This window comes from Actinoallomurus iriomotensis (genome assembly GCF_030269445.1).
In the GTDB taxonomy this organism is placed as follows: Bacteria; Actinomycetota; Actinomycetes; order Streptosporangiales; family Streptosporangiaceae; genus Actinoallomurus; species Actinoallomurus iriomotensis.
Map to the genome: position 1 here is coordinate 914,361 of NZ_BSTJ01000001.1, position 19,575 is coordinate 933,935.

Sequence of the window (19,575 nt, forward strand, 5' to 3'; positions counted from 1 at the left end):
CAGCGTAAGGAGGCTGAGCGGCCCATGACCACACAGGATTCGGCAAAACGCCATCTGTGGCTGCACTTCACCCGGATGTCGGCGTACAAGGACAGCGAGATTCCGGTCATCGTGCGCGGTGAGGGCCCGTACGTCTACGACGACCGGGGCCGTCGCTACCTGGACGGGCTGTCCGGCCTGTTCGTCTCCCAGCTCGGCCACGGCCGGACCGAGCTCGCCGAGGCCGCGGGCCGCCAGGCCGGCGAGCTGGCCTACTTCCCTCTCTGGTCCTACGCCCACCCGAACGCCGTCGAGCTGGCCGAGCGCCTGGCCGGCCTCGCGCCCGGCGACCTGAACCGGGTGTTCTTCACCACCAGCGGGTCCGAGGCCGTCGAGTCGGCGTTCAAGCTCGCCCGCAACTACTTCAAGCTGGTCGGGCAGCCGGAGCGCTACAAGGTGATCAGCCGGGACATCGCCTACCACGGCACGTCGATGGGCGCGTTGTCGATCACCGGCCTGGCCGGCATCAAGCCGCCGTTCGAACCGCTCGTGCCCGGATCCGTACGCGTGCCGAACACCAACTTCTACCGCGCGCCCGAGCACGGCGACTCGCTGGAGCGGTTCGGGCAGTGGGCGGCGGACGAGATCGAGCGGGCCATCGAGCGCGAGGGGCCCGAGACGGTGGCCGCGGTGTACCTGGAGCCGGTGCAGAACTCCGGCGGCTGCTTCCCGCCGCCGCCCGGCTACTTCCAGCGGGTCCGCGAGATCTGCGACCGGCACGGCGTGCTGCTCGTCTCCGACGAGGTGATCTGCGCGTTCGGCCGGCTCGGCCACTACTTCGGCGCCGACCGGTACGGCTACCGGCCCGACATCATCACCTTCGCCAAGGGCCTGACCTCCGGCTACTCGCCGCTGGGCGGCATGCTCGTCGACGACCGGCTGATGGAGCCGTTCAACGAAGGAACCGCGACGTTCCTGCACGGCATCACCTTCGCCGGCCACCCGGTCTCGACGGCCGTGGCCCTGGCCAACCTGGAGGTGTTCGAGAAGGAGAAGGTCCTCGAGAACGTCCGCGCGAACGAGGCCGGTTTCCGCTCCACCCTCGAACGGCTGAACGACCTGCCCATCGTCGGCGACGTACGCGGCGACGGCTACTTCTACGGCATCGAGCTCGTGAAGGACAAGACCACCAAGCTGACCTTCGACGACGACGAGTCCGAACGGCTGCTGCGCGGGTTCCTGTCGCCGGCGCTGTTCGACGCGGGCCTGGTCTGCCGCGCCGACGACCGCGGCGACCCGGTCATCCAGCTTGCCCCGCCGCTGATCTGCGGCCAGGAGCACTTCGACGAGATCGAACGGATCCTGCGGTCGGTGCTGACGGAGGCGTGGACGCGGGTCTGATGGCCTCGGGGCTGTCCGGCACGGAGCGCACGCGGCATCGGCGGCTGCGCGACCAGGGCCGCACCGACCGTGCGGCCCTGTTCGCCGTGCTGCGCGCCGGATTCGTCTGCCATCTGGGCGTCATCGTCGACGGCGCGCCGATGGTCGTGCCGACGGTGTACGGCTTCGACGACTCCTTCCTGTACTTCCACGGGTCGGTCGCCAGCCGGAGCCTGGCGGGCGGGCGGACGGTGTGCGTGACGGTGACGCACGTGGACGGGCTGGTGCTGGCCCGCTCGGTGTTCGAGCACGGGGTCAACTACCGCAGCGCGATGGTGTACGGCCTGCCGCGCGCGCTGTCCGGGGAGGCCAAAGTGGAGGGGCTGCGCGTGCTGACCGAGCACGCGGCGCCCGGCCAGTGGGACTACGCGCGGCGACCGAGCCGTAAGGAGCTCGCCGCCACAGTGATCTTCGCCCTGCCCCTGGACGAGGCGTCGGTGAAGGTCGCGGAGGGACCGCCGGCGGACGGCGACGGCCCGGACGCCTCGCTGGGGCTGTGGGCCGGGGTCGTGCCGCTGGAGGTCGTCTCCCGTCCGCCCGTACCCGACCCGGCGCTTCCGGACGGCCTCCCGGCGCCCGCCCACATCGCCGGCCTGCTCCCTCCGGGCGCAGGCCGGGAACCGATGTGACCGGGCTTGACGTTCACGGCCACGCGCCCAGTGCGATCCGCGCGGCGTGCTCGAGTTCGGTCCTGCGTACGCCGTCGCGGGCCGCCTGCGCGATTCCGCTCAGCGTCGACATCGTGTAGCGGGCCAATGCCTGTGCGTCCGTGTCGGCGGGAAGCTCACCGGAGGTCAGGTCGGCGCGGATCTTGTCGGCGAACGCGGCGACCTTGGCCTCCCGGATGCGCCGCAACCGCGTCGCCACCGTGACGTCGGCGGTACCGGCGTCGCCACTGATGATGAGGCATCCGGTCGGCAGGCCGCGACGGCTGTAACGGGTCGGCGCCTCGGCGAAGACGCGTGCGGCCGCCTCCTTGGCGGTGCGCTCCTCGGCCAGGGCCGCGTCGATGAACCCGCCGTACTTCTCGTCGTACACGCGGAGGACCTCGGCGAAGAACGTCCGCTTGTCGCCGAAGGCGTTGTAGATGCTCGGAGCACCGATCCCGAGCTCCTCGCTGAGATCCCGTACCGAGGTGCCCTCGTAGCCCCGCCGCCAGAACAGCCGGATCGCCTTGTCCAGGACCGCGTCCCGGTCGAAGGAGGAGGGACGTCCACGCGTCGTCGCCATGAGCCCATTTTATAGCGCCCGTTAGACAATATGCTACGGTTCGTTTTGTAACGGCCGTTAGAGAAAGGAGTGCTCATGGGATCGCTGACGGGTAAGACGGCGTTGGTCACCGGTGCGGGCCGGGGAATCGGCCGGGCGATCGCGCTTCGGCTGGCTCGCGACGGCGCACGTGTCGGCGTGCACTACGGCAGCAGCGCCGAAGCCGCCGAACGGACCGTCGGGACGATCCGCGACGGCGGTGGCCAGGCCTTCGCGATCCAGGCTCGGCTCGGGATCCCGGGTGACGCCGAGACGGTGTGGACGGCGTTCGACGAACACGCCGACGGGGTGGACATCCTGGTCAACAACGCGGGCGTCCTGGGCGGGCGGATCCCCTTCGCCGAGGTCGACGAGGCGCGCTATGACGAGGTCTTCGCGGTCAACACCAAGGCGGCGTTCTTCCTCGCCCAGCATGGCCTGTCGCGGCTGCGCGACGGCGGCCGGATCATCAATGTCTCCACCCGGTTCACCCACGGCGCGCGACTCCCGGAGCTGATGGCGTACGCGATGTCGAAGGCCGCGGTCGACTCGCTGACGGCGTCCCTGGCCAAGGAACTCGGACCGCGCGCGATCACGGTCAACGCCGTCGGCCCCGGCGCGACCGACACCGACATGAACACCGCGAGGCTCGCGACGGAGGAGGGCCGCGCCGCGATCGCCGCTCTGTCTCCGCTGAACCGCGTCGCGCAGCCGGACGACATCGCCGACGTCGTCGCCTTTCTCGCCTCGGAAGACGCACGATGGGTGACCGGGCAGTGGATCGACGCGAGTGGCGGGTCGATGCTCTGATGCCCGTCCCGGTCCTGATCATCGGGTTCGCGATCTTCGCCCAGGGCACCAGCGAACTGATGCTCGCCGGCCTGCTGCCGGAACTCGCCGCCGATCTCCACGTCACGATCTCGCAGGCAGGGCTGCTGATCTCCGGATTCGCGCTCGGCATGCTCATCGGCGCGCCCACCCTGGCCATCGTCACGCTGCGCTGGCCGCGCAAACGGGCCATGACCGCCTTCCTGGCGATCTTCGTCCTCGCGCACGTGGTCGGCGCGCTGACCTCGAGCTACGCCGTGCTGTTCGCCGCCCGATTCGTCGGCGCATTCGTCTATGCCGGATTCTGGGCCGTCGGTGGAAGCACTGCCATGGCACTCGTCGCACCCGACCGGCGCGGACGCGTGATGAGCATCGTCGCCGGCGGTCTCACCGTCGCCACCGTGATCGGACTGCCCGCCGGCACCTGGATCGGCCAGCACCTCGGCTGGCGAGGAGCGTTCTGGTGCGTCGCCGCGCTCGCCGCCCTGGCCATCCTCGCCGTGCTCGCCAAGGTGCCCGACCTCCGCCCCACGACCACGCCGCGAGTGCGCGAAGAGCTGCGCGGGCTCGCCCCGCCGAGGCTGTGGCTGTCGTACGCCATGACGGCGGTCTCCACCGCCGCGCTACTGGGTACGTTCTCCTACCTGGGCGCGATGCTCGTCGACACGACCGGCCTCGATGCCGCCTGGGTGCCCGGCGTCCTGCTCGTGTACGGCATCGGTGCACTGCTCGGCATGGCGGTCGGTGGCCGCGCCGCCGACACTCGGCCCCTCGGCGTCCTCGCCGCCGGCTTCACCGGGCTGCTGGTCACCTCGGTCATGCTCGGGCTCGCCGCACCGCATGCCGTCGCCGTTGTGATCTTGGTCTTGCTGCTGGGACTGGCCGGGTTCGGCACCAACCCGGCGCTCAACTCACGGGTGTTCGGAATCGCCCCGGCGGCACCGACACTGGCGGTCGCGGGGAACACCTCGGCGTTCAACATCGGCATCAGCGTCGGCCCGTGGCTCGGCGGGACGGCGCTCACCGCGGGGCTCGGCTACCCGGCGGTGGCCTGGATCGGCGCATGCCTCGCCGGCGTCGCACTGGCACTGCTGGCCATCGAGACGACCATCACACGGGCTCATCGCTCCCGAGTGCCGCACGGAGAGCGGCGACCGTGCGCCGCCGTCTGACCCACGGCCGAGCGGTCAGCGGGCAGGGCGCAGATCGGGAACCGACCCCGGGCGGTTGAGCAGCAGGTACCCGTCCTGCTGCCGGACCACCGCATAGCCCTCGCGCCGCAGCAGGCTCACCCGGTCGCGCTGAGCCTGCAGCGAGGGGAACGGAAAGTCCAGAGCCGCCACGTCGGCCACCACCCACGGCGCCCAGCGCGGCCGGTCGTCCCACAACAGCACCCGCGTACGGCCGCTCAGCTGCGGGCCCACCCCGTTGGGCGCCTCGACCAGCGCGCCGTCCGGGATGGCCGGCAGGATCGCGGCCACGGCCCTGGCCCGCGCGTCGCGCCGGTAGAAGCCGCGCTCGACGAACTTGGCGAAGGCGAAGTGCGGGACCACCGCCAGCGTCGCGGCCAGGGCGGCCACCGGCCACACGTGCTCGGCCCGCAGCCGCGGCAGCAGCCGCCCGAGGCGGGCCGCGCCGTCGACGCCCGCCGCGACGAGGAGGGCGGCCAGCGCGACGTTGTAGTGGAACCGCGGTTCCCACCAGTGCCCGAACCGGCTCGACAGCATCCGCTCGGCCAGCAGCGGCAGCACCGCCAGCGTGATCGGTGACAGGAGCGGAAGCAGCAGCAGCGGGGCCACCAGCCACAGCATCGTCGTCACCTTGACGTGCGGGGTGACCAGGAGCCGGCCGACGGTCCACGGATGCGTGAGCGCACCGGAGGCCGCGTGCGGCAGATCGCGGCCGAGCGCGTCGTACGCCCAGTAGTAGTCGGCCGAGCCGCCGAAGGCCGGGATCAGCACCCGTGAGGCGAGCCACGTCCAGAACACCCCGGCCACGACGAGAAAGGCCGCACGTCTCCGTTCGCCCGGCCGGGTCAGCAGGTACAGCCCGAAGCCGGCGACCAGCAGGCCCATGTCCTCCTTCACCAGCAGCAGAGCGCCGGCCGCCGCCGCGCTCTGCCACCGCCGGCCGGCCTCGTGGCGTTCGAGCACGAGCATCGACAGGACCGGCGCGAACGCCATCTCGTGGAAGTCGAACGCCAGCGTCTCGGCCACCGGCCACGCCAGCGCGTACACGGCGGAGACGCAGTACGCCGGCCCGCTCCCGAGCCGCCGCCGCGTGAACGCCCAGAGCGGGACGATCGTCAGCGCCAGCAGCACCGACTGGGCGACGAGGAGGGTCTGCGGCCCGTCGTGGATCCAGTACAGCGGGGCGAGCAGCGCGAGGATCGGCGAGAAGTGGTCGCCGAGCACGTTGAACTGCGCGCCGAACCCGTTGTGCACGCCCTTGACGATCGCGACGGGCAGGTGCAGGCGGCTGTAGGACCGTACCGCCTGGTCGAAGATCACCAGGTCGTACGTCGTGGTGCGGAAGGCCCAGAACCGTACGAGGGCGTACACCGAGTAGACGGCCGCCACCACCACGGTGAGGGCCCCGACCGCCACCGCCTGGCGGCGGGGCGTCCCGGTGCGCGGTTCGGTGGCCTCGGCGAGCATCAGCCGAGCGCCTCGCGCAGACGCTTGGCGTACTCGCGCGCCTCGTCGTCGGAGGCGTACTTGGTGCGCGGCCAGAAGAACCCGCGCAGGCCGTCCTTGCGGTTGCGCGGCACGACATGGGTGTGCAGGTGCGGCACGCTCTGGCTGACCCGGTTGTTCATCGCGACGAACGACCCGGCGGCCCCCAGCACGGTCTCCATCGCCTCGGCGAGCCGCTGGGCGGCGCCGAAGTAGGGGGCCAGCAGCTCGGGCGGCAGGTCGGGCAGGGTCTCGTAGTGCTCCCGCGGCACGAGCAGCGTGTGCCCCTTGAACAGGGGCCGGGTGTCGAGGAAGGCCACGGCGGGCCCGTCGTCGTCCAGCACGACGTGGGCGGGTCGCCTCCCCGCGACGATCTCGCAGAACGCGCAGTCCATGGTGGCATTCTTCCGCTTACGTTGGTCTTACGTGACGCCGGTAGAGTCCAGGGTCGTGCAGTTGGAGCAGGTCGCGTTCCGCTACCGGCGACGCGCGCCATGGGTACTCCGCGATGTGACGCTGACCGTACCCCGTGGGCGGCTCATCGAGGTCAGTGGGGCCAACGGAGCGGGCAAGTCGACGCTGCTGCGGCTGCTGGCCGGAGTGGTCCCCCCGGTGCGCGGCCAGGTGTCGGACCGGCCGCCGCGCATCGGGTACGCCCCGGAGATCTTCCCGGCCGCCCAGCCCTTCACCGCGGGCGCCTACCTGGGCCACATGGCGCGGATCCGGGGCGTCGACGAGTCCACGGTCGGAGAATGGGCGGCGCGCCTGGGCTTCTCCGGCCTGCTCGGCACCCGGCTGCCCGACCTGTCCAAGGGCAGCGCCCACAAGGCGGGCCTGATCCAGGCACTGATCGCCGAACCGGAACTCCTGGTGCTGGACGAACCCTTCGCGGGCCTGGACTCCGAGACCCGCGCGGCGCTGCCGTCGATCCTGTCCGCCCTCACCGCGGAGGGCACGTCCGTGGTCGTGAGCGATCATCAGGGCGACCTGCGAAAACTCCCGGACGTCGTCCGGTGGCGGGTGTCAGGCCACACGGTGACGGTGGGAGACATACCGGACGAACACACGATCGTGGAGGTCACCGTACGCTCCGACGAGGCCGACGCCCTGGTCGAACGCCTGACCGCCGACGGCTACCACGCCCGCCGCCGATGACCGCCCGCCTCGACCGCCGCCGGTCGCCGCTCGCCGCCCCGCCGCTCCCCCTACGACGGTCGACGGTCGCCGTGATGCGCTACCAGCTCAGCGGGTACGTGCGGTCGGTGCGTGCGCTGCATCCGGTGCTCGCGCTGGCGCTGCTGCTGGCCATCATGTTCTCCAGCCCGGTCGGCGGCACACCGGCCGAAGTACGGCAGGGAACGGTGAACGCCATCGCCGACGCGGCCGTGCTGGTCTTCCCGATCTGCGCCTGGGCGGCGCGTGGCCTCCTCGACACCGAACCGGACGTCCAGCGGTACGTGTCCGCGGTCACCGCGGGCCGCCGGCGGGCCCTCATCGCCGGCCTGCTGTCGGCGTACGTCTTCAGCGTCGTACTCGCGCTGATCGCCCCGATCTACCTGCTGGCCATGGCCGCCGGTTCCGGGCTGGGCGTCCAGGCCATGCTGGTCTGCGCCGCGCTGTCCCCTCTGTCGGCGCTGGGCGCGACCGCGGTGGGGGCGCTGACCAGCCGCGCCGTCATCCCGTCGACGGGCACCTCGATCCTCGTCCTGCTGGGCGTCTGCGCCCTCAACCTGATCTTCGGCATGACGGGGCTACGCTTCCTGGCGGTCCCGATGATCGACTGGATGCGGTCAGCCGGCCACGGCCCCGCCGACCTCACACACGCCTTCCCGGAACTGGCCGCACGCACCCTCGCCTGGACCGCGATCGCCATCGCCTTGTACGTCCGACTACGCCGCACCCGCCCCTGACCGCTACCCCCGCCCGCCGCACACACTCTCGGCTGGACCCGATCGCGGTCACCCTGCATGTCTGGCTGCGCCGCACCCGCCCACCCTGTACGCCCGGCGACATCGCGCCCGCCCGCGACCGCCCCGCACACACCCCGCCTGGACTCCGATCGCGATCGCCCTGTAGGTCCAACTGCGCCGCACCTTGCCACGACCGCAACCGCCGCCCCCGCACATATCCTCGGCTGGACCTGATCGCGATCACCCTGTAGGTCAGGCTGCGCCGCACCTGCCCATGATCGCGACCGCCGTCAGCTGTCGGAGCGGAGGCGTTCGATCTCGGATGCCAGACGGTCCAGGAAGGCGTCCACTTCCGCCTGGCGGTAGCCGGGCCGCATCCGGGTCGCCGCGAACACCGACTTCTTCACCACCGACGCGCGGGCGGTCCCCTCGCGGAGGGCGGTGATCGTCGCGTTGAGGAAGTCGTCGACCTCCTGCTCGTCGTACCCCGGGGCGACCCGCGTCGTCCTGAACTGCACGTTTCTCACCAGGCCGACGAGCCGGTCCACCTCACCGGACGCCATGCGGTTGCCGCCGGCCTTGTCCTCCAGCGTGCGGATGTACTCCTCGAGCGCCTCGTCCACGGTCTTCATCCGGTATCCGCGCACCGCCCGCCCGAACTTCGCGGCGTTGACCTCATCGGCCGTCACCGGCGGCGCGTACAGCGGACGCCGGCCGAGCGTCCCCTCGATCCGGCCGATGAGCGCGTCCACCTGAGCGGGACTGTAGCCGCGGAGGGCACGCGGAAAGTCTGGCATCTGATCATTGTTTCCGATCTCCGCCGGACAGGCGATGCACGAACAGGCGATACGTCATGGCCGTATCCGGCCTGCGGCCCGGGTCGGACTCCTCGACCCCCACCCGAGGCACGCGGGATCGGCCTGACTTCGGACCCACCCGAGATACAGGATCGACCTCCTCCAGCCCCACCCGCCGTACAAAATCGGCTTTCCTCGGGTCCAACCGCCGTACAGGATCGGCCGTCCCCTGACCCGCCCGCGAGACAGGACCGGCCTCCCCGGGCTCACCCCCATACAAGATCAGCCGCCCCCTGACCCGCCCGCGAGACAGGACCGGCCTTCTCGGATCTCTCCGAGGGCGAGGATCTGCCTGCTCGAACCCGCCCGAGGTACGGGATCAGCCTCCGCCAGCCCCACCTGCAGCGCAGGAATCGTCCTCCTACCGAGTACGAGATCGGCCTTCTCGAATCACGTTCGAAGCGCGGGGATCGACCTCCTCGGACGCTCGCCTGCGGCAGACGATCGGCTCTCTCGGGGCCCGCCTCGCCGAGGACCGGTGCCGGGGCACCGGAGTGGCTTGTGCCCTATCCCTGCTGGGACCGCAGCGGGGCTTCCTGAGGCATCGCCGCGAGCTGACCGCAGGCTCCGTCGATCTCCTGGCCACGCGTGTCGCGTACGGTGACCGGCACGCCGTGTGCCTCCAGATGCCGGACGAACTCGGTCTGGACGGTGGGCCGTGAGGCGGTCCACTTCGAGCCGGGCGTCGGGTTGAGCGGGATCAGGTTGACGTGCACGGGATGGCCCTTGATGAGCCGCCCCAGCAGGTCGGCGCGCCAGGCCTGGTCGTTGATGTCGCGGATGAGGGCGTACTCGATGGAGACGCGCCGCCGGGTGCGGTCGGCGTACGCCCAGGCGGCGTCGAGGACCTCGGCGACCTTCCAGCGCGTGTTGATGGGGACGAGCTCGTCCCTCAGTTCGTCGTCGGGTGCGTGCAGCGACACCGCGAGGCGCACCTTCAGGTCGAGGTCGGTGAGCCGCCCGATCGCGGGGACGAGACCGACCGTCGAGACGGTGATGTTGCGCTGGGAGATGCCGAGCCCGGCCGGGCTGGGGTCGCTGAACCGATGAATCGCCCGGACCACGTTGTTGAACGACGCGAGCGGCTCGCCCATCCCCATGAAGACGATGTTGCTGACCCGTCCGGCGCCGCCGGGAATCTGGCCTCGGGCCAGCGCACGGGCGCCGGCGACCACCTGCTCGACGATCTCGGCCGTCGACAGGTTACGGGTGAGCCCCGCCTGTCCGGTCGCGCAGAACGGACAGTTCATACCGCAGCCCGCCTGCGAGGACACGCACATCGTCACGCGGTCGGGGTACCGCATCAGCACCGACTCGATCAACGTGCCGTCGAACGCCTTCCACAGCGTCTTACGGGTCATGCCCTCGTCGCAGACCTGATCACGCACCGCGGTGAGCAGGGACGGCATCAGCTCGGCGACGAGACGGTCCCGAACCGCGGCCGGCAGGTCGGTCATGTCAGCCGGATCGTCGACCAGCCGGCCGAAATAGTGCCGGGACAGTTGGTCGGCACGGAACGGCTTCTCATCGAGTGCCGCGACGGCCTCCCGGCGCTCGTCCGGGGACAGGTCTGCGAGATGCCGGGGCGGCTTGGCCCGCCGCGGAGCGGCGAAGGTGAGCTGAGCGGACATGTTCGTACCAGTGTGGCAGACGCCCGGGAGAGCTTTGACCGCACGTCAGTCACCGGCGGCACCTCCGCCCGGCACGGCCCCGCCTGAAACGGTGTCACCAGCACCGACACCCGCCCCGCGAGGAAGCGACCGGCAGCCTCCGACAGCCGCGAAACAAGCCCGAACCTGCACATGTCCGGAGTCGACGCACACCCCGAACAGGCGCACACCCGGCCGGACTCGAAGAGACGCCGGCTCAAACCGGCGCGGACCCACCCAGACGCTGCCACGCCCCGACGCAGACCCGACGGGCAGGCGCGGATCCGACCAGGCGGGCGCAGTCCCCGACCAGGGGCAGTCCCGACCAGGCTCGGACCGCCCAGCCAGGGGCAGGCCCGACCAGGCGCGGACCGTCCAGGCGCAGGCCCGGCCAACGCAGGCATGGACCCGACCAGGCAGAGCCTTCAACCGGCACAACCAGTCAGGCCCCGAATGGACCCGAACAGGCGTGGTGCCGAACCGGCGCGTCCCAATCAGGAACCCCCGGACCGGCACGAATTCGGGCCGGCATGTGCGTCTCAGGGGCCGGTTTGGACAAGAGGGTGTTCTGTCGGCAGGTCGTGGCTCCGCTCGGGCTCCGGAATCACTACAGTCCCTTCCTATGCCGGTATTGCGTAGAACGCCGCGGGAGGCGCGGGTCCTGCTCAGTGACACGAGTCCCTACGGAAGCCGTGTCCTCGACGTTGAGTACGACCAGGTCGCCACGGCGGCGTACCTGCGCACCAGTGACGGGGGGACCGTCGCGGCCAGTTGGGTCGCCAATCACCAGGAGGCGCCGTACCACGCGGATCTGGCGCGGCTCAACGCCGGCCTGGTGCCCGCGCTGCCCAGCGGCCGTACGAAACACCCCAAGGGGCGGCCGCCGCTCGACCCCCGGACGCTGGAGGTCGTGTGGTTCGAGGAGGGTGACGGGGTCGCGCTGATGGAGGCCGGGCAGCCGCTGTGCGTCATCCCCGGCTGGTCCGACATTGACCGCGGCATCCCCGGATACGCGCGGGAGGCGATCGGCCGGAGCCCGTTCGCGTTCGCGCTGGACGATGAGATCGACGAGCTCGGTCCGCGGATACTGCAGGCCGAGGCGTTCTGGAGCTGGCGGCGTGGATCGGGCGCCTGGGAGGCCTTCCAGCAGTCACTGCTCGGCCATCTCCTGAGCCGCCTCGGACCGGGCGGCTACTACTGGCATGACATCGGCCGCCAGCCGAGCCGTACGGAGAACGGGTCGCAGCCCGCCACACCCGCGCCACGGCCCGCCGTACCCGCCACTCCGGCGACCACCACGCCGCCACGGCGCGAGCCGGTCGTGGGCGTCTCCGAGCGCCCGGCGCGCGGCGACCGGTCGTACAACGTGCTGTCGACCGTCGGCATGAGCTGCCAGCGGATGCCCACGGTCGAGCTCTACGAGGACAATGTGGGCGAACACGCCCGTATCGAACTCGCGGTCGCCACGACGCTGCCCAGCGTGCAGGCGGGACGGGTCTTCCCGTGGCTGGCGCAGTATCCATGGCAGGCCGTCACCTCCTTCGCGCCGGGCGACAACGTGAAGTGGTATCACGAGGCTCGGACATTCCCGCTCGGCCCGAAGTGGGAGGGCGTCCTCCTGCTCGACAATCCGAACCGTCTCGAAGGGCCGAACGCTCCCGACCTGACGGCGTTCTCATTCGGCGGCGACCCGGTGCAGTGGCTGTGGATCGTCCCGATCACCGAGGCGGAGCGGCAGTACGGCAAGCAGGAGGGTCCGGACGCCCTCATCGAACGCCTCGCCCGCCAGGGCCGCAGCTGGATCGTGGGCGAATAGCCGAACCGCGGGCCGCCGCCCGGCCCGTACGACACGCCGGGCGGCACCGATCGGCCGCCCGGCGTCACAGGTCTACGCGGGCGGCACGAACACCTGGAACAGCAGCCAGACCACCGGAACGGTGGCCAGCAGGGAGTCGAGGCGGTCCATGACTCCTCCGTGTTCGGGCAGGAGGCTGCCCATGTCCTTGATCCCCAGGTCCCGCTTGATCACCGACTCGATCAGGTCGCCGAGAGTCGCCGAGAAGACCGCGGCCACGCCGACGATGACGCCCTGCCACCAGTGGCCGTGCAGCAGCCACGGCAGCAGGAACCCTCCGACGACCATGCAGGTCAGCGCCGAGCCACTGACGCCCTCCCACGTCTTCTTCGGGCTGATCGTGGGGGCCAGCTTGTGGTTGCCGAGGAAGGAACCGGCGAAAAATCCGCCGATGTCGCTGGCGACCGTGACCGCGATGAAGATCAGTACGCGGTCGGCGCCGTCCGGAGCGGCCAGCAGGAGCACGACGAACCCGGCGAGGAACCAGATGTACGCCGTGGCGAAGACACCCGCCGTCGCGTCACGGACGTAGCCGTCCTGGCCCTGGGGCAGCCGCCAGAGCAGGACGGCGAGGGCGGTCAGGCCGAAGCCCGCGACCAGCGCGGTCGTACCCCAGAAGTAGGTGCAGAGCAGCGTCGCGAGCCCGCCGACCATGACCGGCACCCACGGGATCCGGATGCCACGCGAGGCGAACGCCCGGATGAACTCCCAGACGGCGACGCCCAGGAAGACGACGACGACGCCGAGGAAGATCTCTTTGATCGTGTAGAGCGACAGCAGCACCACGGCGCCCAGCCCCACACCGACCGCGACGGCGATGGGGAGGTTACGGCTGGATCCGCGCTTCTTCTTGCCCGTGTCCGCCTGCTCCTCCGGGATCTCCGGTGCCGGCATGGGGGCTTGTTCGAGTCCCACTAGACCTCGAGCAGCTCGGCCTTCTTGTGCTCGAGCAACTCGTCGATCTTGGCGACGTGCTTGTGCGTGAAGTCGTCGAGATCCTTCTCCGCGCGGTGCACCTCGTCCTCGCCCGCGTCACCGGCCTTGGCGAGTTTGTCCAAGGCGTCCTTGGCGTGACGGCGGATGTTGCGGATCGAGACCCGCGCCTCCTCCGCCTTGTGCCCGGCCACCTTGATGAACTCCTTGCGGCGCTCCTCCGATAGCTCGGGGAAGACCACACGGATGATCTTCCCGTCGTTGCCCGGGTTGACACCCAGGTCGCTCTCGCGGATGGCCTTCTCGATCGCGTTCATCGACGAGGCGTCGTACGGCTGGACGATGACCATGCGCGGCTCGGGAAGCTGGAACGACGCCAGCTGGTTGATGGGCGTCTGCGTCCCGTAGTACTCCGCGGTGATCTTGTTGAACATCGCGGGCGTGACCCGGCCGGTACGGATACTGGTGAAGTCTTCCTTGGCGACCGTGACGGCCTTGTCCATCTTCTCCTCGGCCTCGAGGAGGATTTCGTCGATCACCTTAGGCTCCTGTATTTCAACTGTCCGCCGGACATACCAATGTGCCGATCTTTTCACCACGTACGGCACGCACGATGTTGCCTTGTCCCATCAGGTCGAAGACCACAATAGGCAGGCCGTTGTCCATGCACAGGCTGATCGCGGTGGCGTCCATGACCTTGAGCCCGCGCTGCAGCACCTCGCCGTACTCCAGCCGGTCGAACCGGAAGGCGTCCGGGTTCTTCTTCGGGTCGGCGTCGTACACGCCGTCGACCTGCGTGCCCTTGAGCACCGCGTCGGCGGAGATCTCCAGGGCCCGCTGGGCGGCGGCGGTGTCGGTGGAGAAGAACGGCTGGCCGATCCCCGCTCCGAAGATGACCACGCGGCCCTTCTCGAGGTGGCGGATGGCGCGCCGCGGGATGTACGGCTCGGCCACCTGGCCCATGGTGATCGCGGTCTGCACCCGCGTCTCGACCTCGAGCTTCTCCAGGAAATCCTGCAGAGCCAGGCAGTTGATCACGGTGCCGAGCATGCCCATGTAGTCGCCACGGGCGCGGTCCATGCCGCGGGCCGACATCTGCGCGCCGCGGAACATGTTCCCGCCGCCGCAGACGACGGCGACCTGGACCCCTTCGCGCGTGACCTCGGCGATCGCCTTGGCGATGTGCTGCACGATCGCCGGGTCGATGCCGAGCCCCTCACCGCCGGCGAACGCCTCGCCGGACAGCTTCAGAAGGACACGTTTCCAGCCGTGGGACTGGGACGACGGAGCCGCCGTCGTGTCGGTCGGTTCTTTCTCCTGCACGGCGGCGGCTCCCTCGTCTCTCGTTCTGTCTTCGGCGACCCTCAGGCCTGTCCGACCTTGAACCGGGCAAAGCGCTTGACGCTCACGCCGGACTCCTGGAGGACCTTAGCGATCGTCTTCTTGGGGTCCTTCACGAAGGGCTGCTCGAGAAGGACGAAGTCCTTGAAGTAGGACCGTACGCGTCCCTCGACGATCTTCGGAATCGCCTGCTCGGGCTTGCCCTCCTCACGCGTGATCTGCTCCGCGAGGGCCCGCTCCTTGGCGACGACGTCCTCGGGAACGTCGTCGTTGCTGAGGTACTTCGGCGACATCGCGGCGATCTGCTGCGCGATGTCCTTGGCGACCTCGGCGTTCTCGGTGTCCAGCTCGACCAGCACGCCGGTGGTCGGCGGCAGGGACGGGTCGGACTTGTGGAGGTAGCTGGCCACGTAGCCGCCCGTGAAGTGGGCGAAGCGGCGCAGCTCGAGCTTCTCACCGATCTTGGCGCTGTTGTTGTCGATCAGCTGCTGAACGGTGATGCCCGGCTCGATCTCCGCGCCGAGCAGCGCCGGCACGTCCGCCGCGTCGGTGTTCGCGACGAACGCGGCGATCTGGTCGGCCAGCGCGATGAACTGCTCGTTCTTCGCGACGAAGTCGGTCTCGCAGTTGAGCTCGATCAGCGTGCCGTCGTTGTCGCCCTTGAAGTGCTGGGCGACCAGGCCGTTGCCGGCGGTGCGCTCGGCGCGCTTGCCGACGTCCTTGGCGCCCTTGAGACGCAGGAGCTCGACGGCCTTGTCGAAGTCGCCCTCCGCCTCGGTGAGGGCGTTCTTACACGCCATCATGCCGGAGCCGGTGAGCTCACGTAGCCGCTTGACGTCGGCGGCGGTGAAGTTCGCCATTGTGGTCTGTCTCTTTCGTCTTCGGTTGTCGGCCGGCCGTCAGGCTTCCTGGGCGGGCTGCGCTTCCGCCGTCTCAGCCTGCGCCTCAGCGGGAGCCTCGGCCGGAGCCTGGGCTTCGGCCGGGGTCTCAGCCGGGGCCTGGGCTTCGGCCGGGGCCGGGGCCTGGGCTTCGGCCGCGTCGGCCTCGGCCTTCTTCTCCAGCAGCTCGCGCTCCCACTCCGGCAGGGGCTCCTCGGCTCCCACGGAGGCCGGCTTCTCGTCGCCGGAGGCGGAGGCGCCCGCACGGGCGATCAGACCGTCGGCGACGGCGTCGGCGACCACGCGGGTGAGCAGGCTGACGCTGCGGATGGCGTCGTCGTTACCCGGGATCGGGTAGTCGACCTCGTCCGGGTCGCAGTTGGTGTCGAGGATCGCGACGACCGGGATGCCGAGCTTGCGCGCCTCGTTGACGGCGATGTGCTCCTTCTTGGTGTCACAGATCCACACCGCGCTGGGCACACGCGCCATGTCCCGGATGCCGCCGAGAGTGCGCTCGAGCTTGTCCTTCTCACGCTTGCGCATGAGGAGCTCTTTCTTGGTCAGACCCGAACCCGCGACGTCGTCGTAGTCGAGCTCCTCGAGCTCCTTCAGGCGCGTCAGGCGCTTGTGGACGGTCGAGAAGTTGGTGAGCATGCCGCCCAGCCAGCGCTGGTTGACGAAGGGCATGCCGACGCGCTGCGCCTGCTCGGAGATCGACTCCTGCGCCTGCTTCTTGGTGCCGACGAACAGGATCGTGCCGCCGTGCGCGACCGTCTCCTTGATGAAGTCGTAGGCGCGGTCGATGTAGGACAGCGACTGCTGCAGGTCGATGATGTAGATGCCGTTGCGCTCGGTGAAGATGAAACGCTTCATCTTCGGGTTCCAGCGCCGGGTCTGATGCCCGAAGTGCACGCCGCTCTCGAGCAGCTGCTTCATCGTAACGACGGGTGCCATGCCCGTTCCGCTCCTGTCTGGCCCTTTTCGGGCCGGTCTCGGTTGTCTTGCGCCCGTGCGTGCCCCTGCCGTGACTGCCGTCACGGACCGAGAGGGCCGCCCCACCGTTCGCCGATGGCCGGCGGGCGCGCGAATTCGGTCATGCGACCGTTCAGTCAGTGTACCGGCGGTGCGCCCCTGGCGTGGAATCAGCGGGAGTTATCCACATCGGAGCGGAGGCTCTGGTGGCGGACGCCGGGCGAACGCAGGCTGTGGCGGCATGACGTGGAGCGGATTGCTACTGGTGATCACGACGCTGCTGCCCTCCGGTCCCGCCGATGACGCCGGCGGGACGACGTGGCGGTGGCCGCTGCGCCCGGCGCCCGAGGTCCTACGGCCGTACGATCCTCCGGCGCACCCGTGGGAGCCCGGTCACCGGGGCGTCGACCTGGCGGCCCGCCCGGGACAGGCGGTGTACGCGGCCGGGCCCGGCCGGGTGGGTTACGCACGAGACCTGGCGGGGCGAGGGGTGGTCACCGTGATCCACGGCGGCTTGCGCACGACTTACCTGCCCGTACGTGCGACGGTGCGGCCTGGACGTGCGGTGACGGCGGGGACGCGCATCGGCGTGGTGGAGGGCGCGCTCGGCCACTGCGGTCAGGTCGCGTGCCTGCACTGGGGGCTTCGGCGGGGGCTCTCGTATCTGGACCCGCTGATCCTCGTGGGCCGATCCCCCGTACGCCTTCTGCCCTGGTGGGACGACGAGCCTGAACGCCGAGTTATCCACAGTCCGTACACCCTCTACCACTGAGCGTGATCTTCCGGCAGTTTCGATGGTCGGAGGTGAGGACATGCGCGCGAAGGACGTGCTCGGACGGCTCGGAGAGGACGCCGCCGTCCGGCATCTGATGGGGCTCGGCTGGACGATCATCGAGCGCAACTGGCGATGCCCGGAGGGCGAGCTCGACATCGTGGCCCATGACGGATCCGGCCTGGTGGTCTGCGAGGTGAAGACGCGCTCACGGGCGGCGTACGGCACTCCGCTGGAGGCGATCACGCCGGCCAAGGCGGAGCGGTTGCGACGGCTCGCGATGCGGTGGCTGGCGTCGCACGGCATCAGCCAGGCCGCCGCCGTCCGCATCGATGTGATCGGGCTCTTACGCGCCGGGCCCGGGCGGTTCGACGTCGACCATCTCAAGGCGGTGTGCTGAATGGCGCTCGCCCGCACCAGAGCCGTCGCCCTCCTCGGGGTGGACGGCCAGATCGTCGACGTCGAGGCCGCCATCACCAACGGCGTGCCCGGCCTGCATCTGGTCGGCCTCCCGGACACCGCGCTCAGCGAGGCGCGCGACCGCGTACGGGCGGCCATCTTCAACAGTGGGGAGACGTGGCCCAACCGTCACGTCACCGTGAGTCTTTTCCCGGCCAGCATGCCCAAGCGCGGCAGCGGGTTCGACCTGGCCATCTCCGTAGCGGTGCTCGGCGCGAACGAAGCCGTGCCCATCGAGGCCTGCGCGGGCCTCGTGATGATCGGCGAGTTGGGTCTCGACGGCCGCATCCGGCCCGTGTCCGGCGTGTTGCCGGCGGTCCTGACCGCGGCCGAGAGCGGAGCCGAGACGGTGATCGTGGCGAAGGGCAACGTCTCGGAGGCATCGCTCGTGCCGGACGTGAAGGTGGTCGGCGTGGGCTCGCTCCGTGCCCTGCTGGCGCTGCTGCGCGACCTGCCACCGCCCGAAGAGCCCGAGGACGAGGCCGCCGACCTGACGAGCCGCGCACCGGCCGACGTGCTGGCGTCACGGGCCGAGGCCCGGCGTGGCGACCTCGACCTCGCGGACGTCCGCGGGCAGCCGGTGGGGCGCAAGGTGCTGGAGATCAGCGCGGCGGGCGGTCACCACGTGTGCTTCACCGGCCCGCCGGGCTGCGGCAAGACGATGCTGGCCGAACGGCTCCCCACGCTGCTGCCCGACCTCGACCACGGCGCGGCGCTGGAGGTGACGGCGATCCACTCGGTCGCCGGCACGCTTCCGGCGGACCAGCCGCTGATCACCAGGCCGCCGTTCCAGGCACCGCATCACACGGCTTCGCGAGCGGCCCTGGTCGGCGGCGGCGCCGGGCGGCTGATCCGGCCGGGGGCCGCCTCGCTCGCGCACCGGGGCATCCTCTTCCTGGACGAGAGCCCGGAGTTCGGCGGCGGCGTCCTGGACGCGTTACGGCAGCCCCTCGAAGGGGGCGAGGTCGTGATCGCCAGGTCGGGCGCGACGGCCCGTTTCCCGGCCAGGTTCACGATGCTCCTGGCCGCGAACCCGTGCCCCTGCGCGGCTCCGAGGTTCCGAGACTGCAGCTGCGCCCCTTCCGTACGCCGGCGCTACCTCGCGCGCATGTCCGGGCCGCTGCTCGACCGCGTCGACCTCAAGTCCGAGCTGGAAGAGGTGACCAGAGCCGAACTCCGCTACGACCTGACTCTCGCCGAGTCCAGCGAGGTGGTGGCCGAACGGGTGCTCACGGCACGGGAACGCACGAGAAGACGCCTGGCCGACACCCCCTGGCGCACGAACGCGGAGATCCCCGGCCGCGAACTACGCCGTCGCTTCGCCCCACCGCACGCCGCCCTCGCAGCCCTCGACCGCCCGTTGGCCGACGGCCGCCTGAGCGCGAGAGGCCTCGACCGAGTGGTCCGCGTCGCCTGGACCCTCACCGATCTACGCGGCAAGGAGACCCCTACCGCCGACGAGGTCAACGAGGCCCTCGGCCTCTGGGAAGGCCGCACTTGACCCCACCCACCATCACCATCGACCAGCCGGCCCTCCCCCGACGGCCCCCGATGACCCGACGCCGGCGAGCATCCGCCCCTTGCGCACACTCGACGTACGCCCTCGGGCCGACGACGACATCCCCACGGCCAAGCGGCACGACGCCCGACGGCACGGTGCCCAGCGGCGAGCGTCCGACGGCACGGTGCCCAGCGGCGAGCGTCCGACGGCACGGTGCCCGCCACCACGGTGGCCGACAGCCGGGCCTGACAGCGCAGCGTCCGACGACACGGCGCCCG

At 70.4% G+C, this 19,575-nt stretch carries 19 protein-coding genes and 1 pseudogene; 10 read left to right on the top strand and 10 right to left on the bottom strand.

Annotated features, from left to right (window positions below):
• Positions 1 to 24: 24 nt before the first annotated feature.
• Both QSK37_RS04330 and QSK37_RS04335 read left to right on the top strand, forming a co-directional pair.
• Positions 25 to 1,380, top strand: coding sequence for an aspartate aminotransferase family protein (locus tag QSK37_RS04330; protein WP_285617672.1), 1,356 nt, complete (start codon positions 25 to 27; stop codon positions 1,378 to 1,380).
• Positions 1,365 to 2,048, top strand: coding sequence for a pyridoxamine 5'-phosphate oxidase family protein (locus QSK37_RS04335; protein ID WP_432705523.1), 684 nt, complete (start codon positions 1,365 to 1,367; stop codon positions 2,046 to 2,048). Before QSK37_RS04330 ends, QSK37_RS04335 begins: the two co-directional genes overlap by 16 nt.
• 13 nt (positions 2,049 to 2,061) lie before the next feature.
• Here the strand turns inward: QSK37_RS04335 and QSK37_RS04340 are convergent, their stop codons facing one another.
• On the bottom strand, positions 2,062 to 2,649 hold the full coding sequence (locus tag QSK37_RS04340) for a TetR/AcrR family transcriptional regulator (RefSeq protein ID WP_285617673.1): 588 nt from the start codon (positions 2,647 to 2,649) through the stop codon (positions 2,062 to 2,064).
• A gap of 75 nt (positions 2,650 to 2,724) precedes the next feature.
• Here QSK37_RS04340 and QSK37_RS04345 point away from each other — a divergent pair, with 75 nt between their 5' ends.
• Together QSK37_RS04345 and QSK37_RS04350 are read left to right on the top strand one after the other, a co-directional pair.
• On the top strand, positions 2,725 to 3,477 hold the full coding sequence (locus QSK37_RS04345) for an SDR family oxidoreductase (RefSeq protein WP_285617674.1): 753 nt from the start codon (positions 2,725 to 2,727) through the stop codon (positions 3,475 to 3,477).
• A complete protein-coding gene (locus QSK37_RS04350; protein ID WP_285617675.1) occupies positions 3,477 to 4,667 on the top strand; it encodes a Cmx/CmrA family chloramphenicol efflux MFS transporter in 1,191 nt (396 codons plus the stop codon). Before QSK37_RS04345 ends, QSK37_RS04350 begins: the two co-directional genes overlap by 1 nt.
• Positions 4,668 to 4,682: 15 nt before the next feature.
• On the opposite strand, the gene QSK37_RS04355 is transcribed toward QSK37_RS04350, so the two are convergent.
• Positions 4,683 to 6,152 carry a DUF2079 domain-containing protein gene (locus QSK37_RS04355; RefSeq protein ID WP_285617676.1) on the bottom strand — a complete coding sequence of 490 codons (1,470 nt, stop codon included), beginning with the start codon at positions 6,150 to 6,152 and terminating at the stop codon, positions 4,683 to 4,685.
• Positions 6,152 to 6,577: pseudogene (locus tag QSK37_RS04360) on the bottom strand (HIT family protein); the annotation flags it as partial. The pseudogene QSK37_RS04360 and the gene QSK37_RS04355, both read right to left, overlap by 1 nt.
• 43 nt (positions 6,578 to 6,620) lie before the next feature.
• On the opposite strand from QSK37_RS04360, the gene QSK37_RS04365 reads away from it, so the two are divergent.
• Both QSK37_RS04365 and QSK37_RS04370 read left to right on the top strand, forming a co-directional pair.
• The gene (locus QSK37_RS04365; protein WP_285617678.1) at positions 6,621 to 7,325 is read left to right on the top strand and encodes an ATP-binding cassette domain-containing protein; all 705 of its coding nucleotides are present in this window, start codon (positions 6,621 to 6,623) and stop codon (positions 7,323 to 7,325) included.
• Positions 7,322 to 8,080 carry a hypothetical protein gene (locus QSK37_RS04370; protein WP_285617679.1) on the top strand — a complete coding sequence of 253 codons (759 nt, stop codon included), beginning with the start codon at positions 7,322 to 7,324 and terminating at the stop codon, positions 8,078 to 8,080. Before QSK37_RS04365 ends, QSK37_RS04370 begins: the two co-directional genes overlap by 4 nt.
• Positions 8,081 to 8,370: 290 nt before the next feature.
• Here QSK37_RS04370 and QSK37_RS04375 read toward each other — a convergent pair whose 3' ends face one another.
• Positions 8,371 to 8,877 (bottom strand): DivIVA domain-containing protein, encoded by a 507-nt coding sequence (locus QSK37_RS04375; RefSeq protein ID WP_285569029.1) that lies wholly within the window; start codon positions 8,875 to 8,877, stop codon positions 8,371 to 8,373.
• A 566-nt stretch (positions 8,878 to 9,443) separates the two neighbouring features.
• Positions 9,444 to 10,568, bottom strand: a complete 1,125-nt coding sequence (gene rlmN / locus QSK37_RS04380) for a dual-specificity RNA methyltransferase RlmN (protein ID WP_285617680.1) — start codon at positions 10,566 to 10,568, stop codon at positions 9,444 to 9,446.
• Between the two features lie 640 nt (positions 10,569 to 11,208).
• Between rlmN and QSK37_RS04385 the strand changes: the two genes are divergently transcribed.
• The gene (locus QSK37_RS04385; protein ID WP_285617681.1) at positions 11,209 to 12,402 is read left to right on the top strand and encodes a suppressor of fused domain protein; all 1,194 of its coding nucleotides are present in this window, start codon (positions 11,209 to 11,211) and stop codon (positions 12,400 to 12,402) included.
• Positions 12,403 to 12,474: 72 nt separating this feature from the next.
• Here QSK37_RS04385 and QSK37_RS04390 read toward each other — a convergent pair whose 3' ends face one another.
• Genes QSK37_RS04390 through rpsB form a run of 5 tightly spaced genes read right to left on the bottom strand, consistent with a single transcriptional unit; the run spans position 12,475 to position 16,547 of the window.
• Positions 12,475 to 13,335: a phosphatidate cytidylyltransferase gene (locus QSK37_RS04390; RefSeq protein ID WP_285617682.1), complete on the bottom strand. Its 861-nt coding sequence runs from the start codon at positions 13,333 to 13,335 to the stop codon at positions 12,475 to 12,477.
• A gap of 20 nt (positions 13,336 to 13,355) precedes the next feature.
• The gene (gene frr, locus QSK37_RS04395; RefSeq protein ID WP_285569039.1) at positions 13,356 to 13,913 is read right to left on the bottom strand and encodes a ribosome recycling factor; all 558 of its coding nucleotides are present in this window, start codon (positions 13,911 to 13,913) and stop codon (positions 13,356 to 13,358) included.
• Positions 13,914 to 13,929: 16 nt separating this feature from the next.
• On the bottom strand, positions 13,930 to 14,697 hold the full coding sequence (gene pyrH / locus QSK37_RS04400; RefSeq protein WP_285617684.1) for a UMP kinase: 768 nt from the start codon (positions 14,695 to 14,697) through the stop codon (positions 13,930 to 13,932).
• Between the two features lie 41 nt (positions 14,698 to 14,738).
• Positions 14,739 to 15,575, bottom strand: a complete 837-nt coding sequence (gene tsf / locus QSK37_RS04405; protein ID WP_285569045.1) for a translation elongation factor Ts — start codon at positions 15,573 to 15,575, stop codon at positions 14,739 to 14,741.
• Between the two features lie 39 nt (positions 15,576 to 15,614).
• Positions 15,615 to 16,547, bottom strand: a complete 933-nt coding sequence (gene rpsB, locus QSK37_RS04410) for a 30S ribosomal protein S2 (protein WP_285617686.1) — start codon at positions 16,545 to 16,547, stop codon at positions 15,615 to 15,617.
• A 259-nt stretch (positions 16,548 to 16,806) separates the two neighbouring features.
• On the opposite strand from rpsB, the gene QSK37_RS04415 reads away from it, so the two are divergent.
• From QSK37_RS04415 to QSK37_RS04425, 3 genes are read left to right on the top strand one after another with little or no spacing between them, the layout of a single operon-like run.
• Positions 16,807 to 17,337, top strand: coding sequence for a murein hydrolase activator EnvC family protein (locus QSK37_RS04415; protein WP_285617687.1), 531 nt, complete (start codon positions 16,807 to 16,809; stop codon positions 17,335 to 17,337).
• Positions 17,338 to 17,377: 40 nt separating this feature from the next.
• Positions 17,378 to 17,737, top strand: a complete 360-nt coding sequence (locus QSK37_RS04420) for a YraN family protein (RefSeq protein WP_285569052.1) — start codon at positions 17,378 to 17,380, stop codon at positions 17,735 to 17,737.
• Entirely contained in the window at positions 17,738 to 19,297 is a 1,560-nt protein-coding gene (locus QSK37_RS04425) for a YifB family Mg chelatase-like AAA ATPase (protein WP_285617688.1), read from the top strand.
• Positions 19,298 to 19,575: the final 278 nt, after the last annotated feature.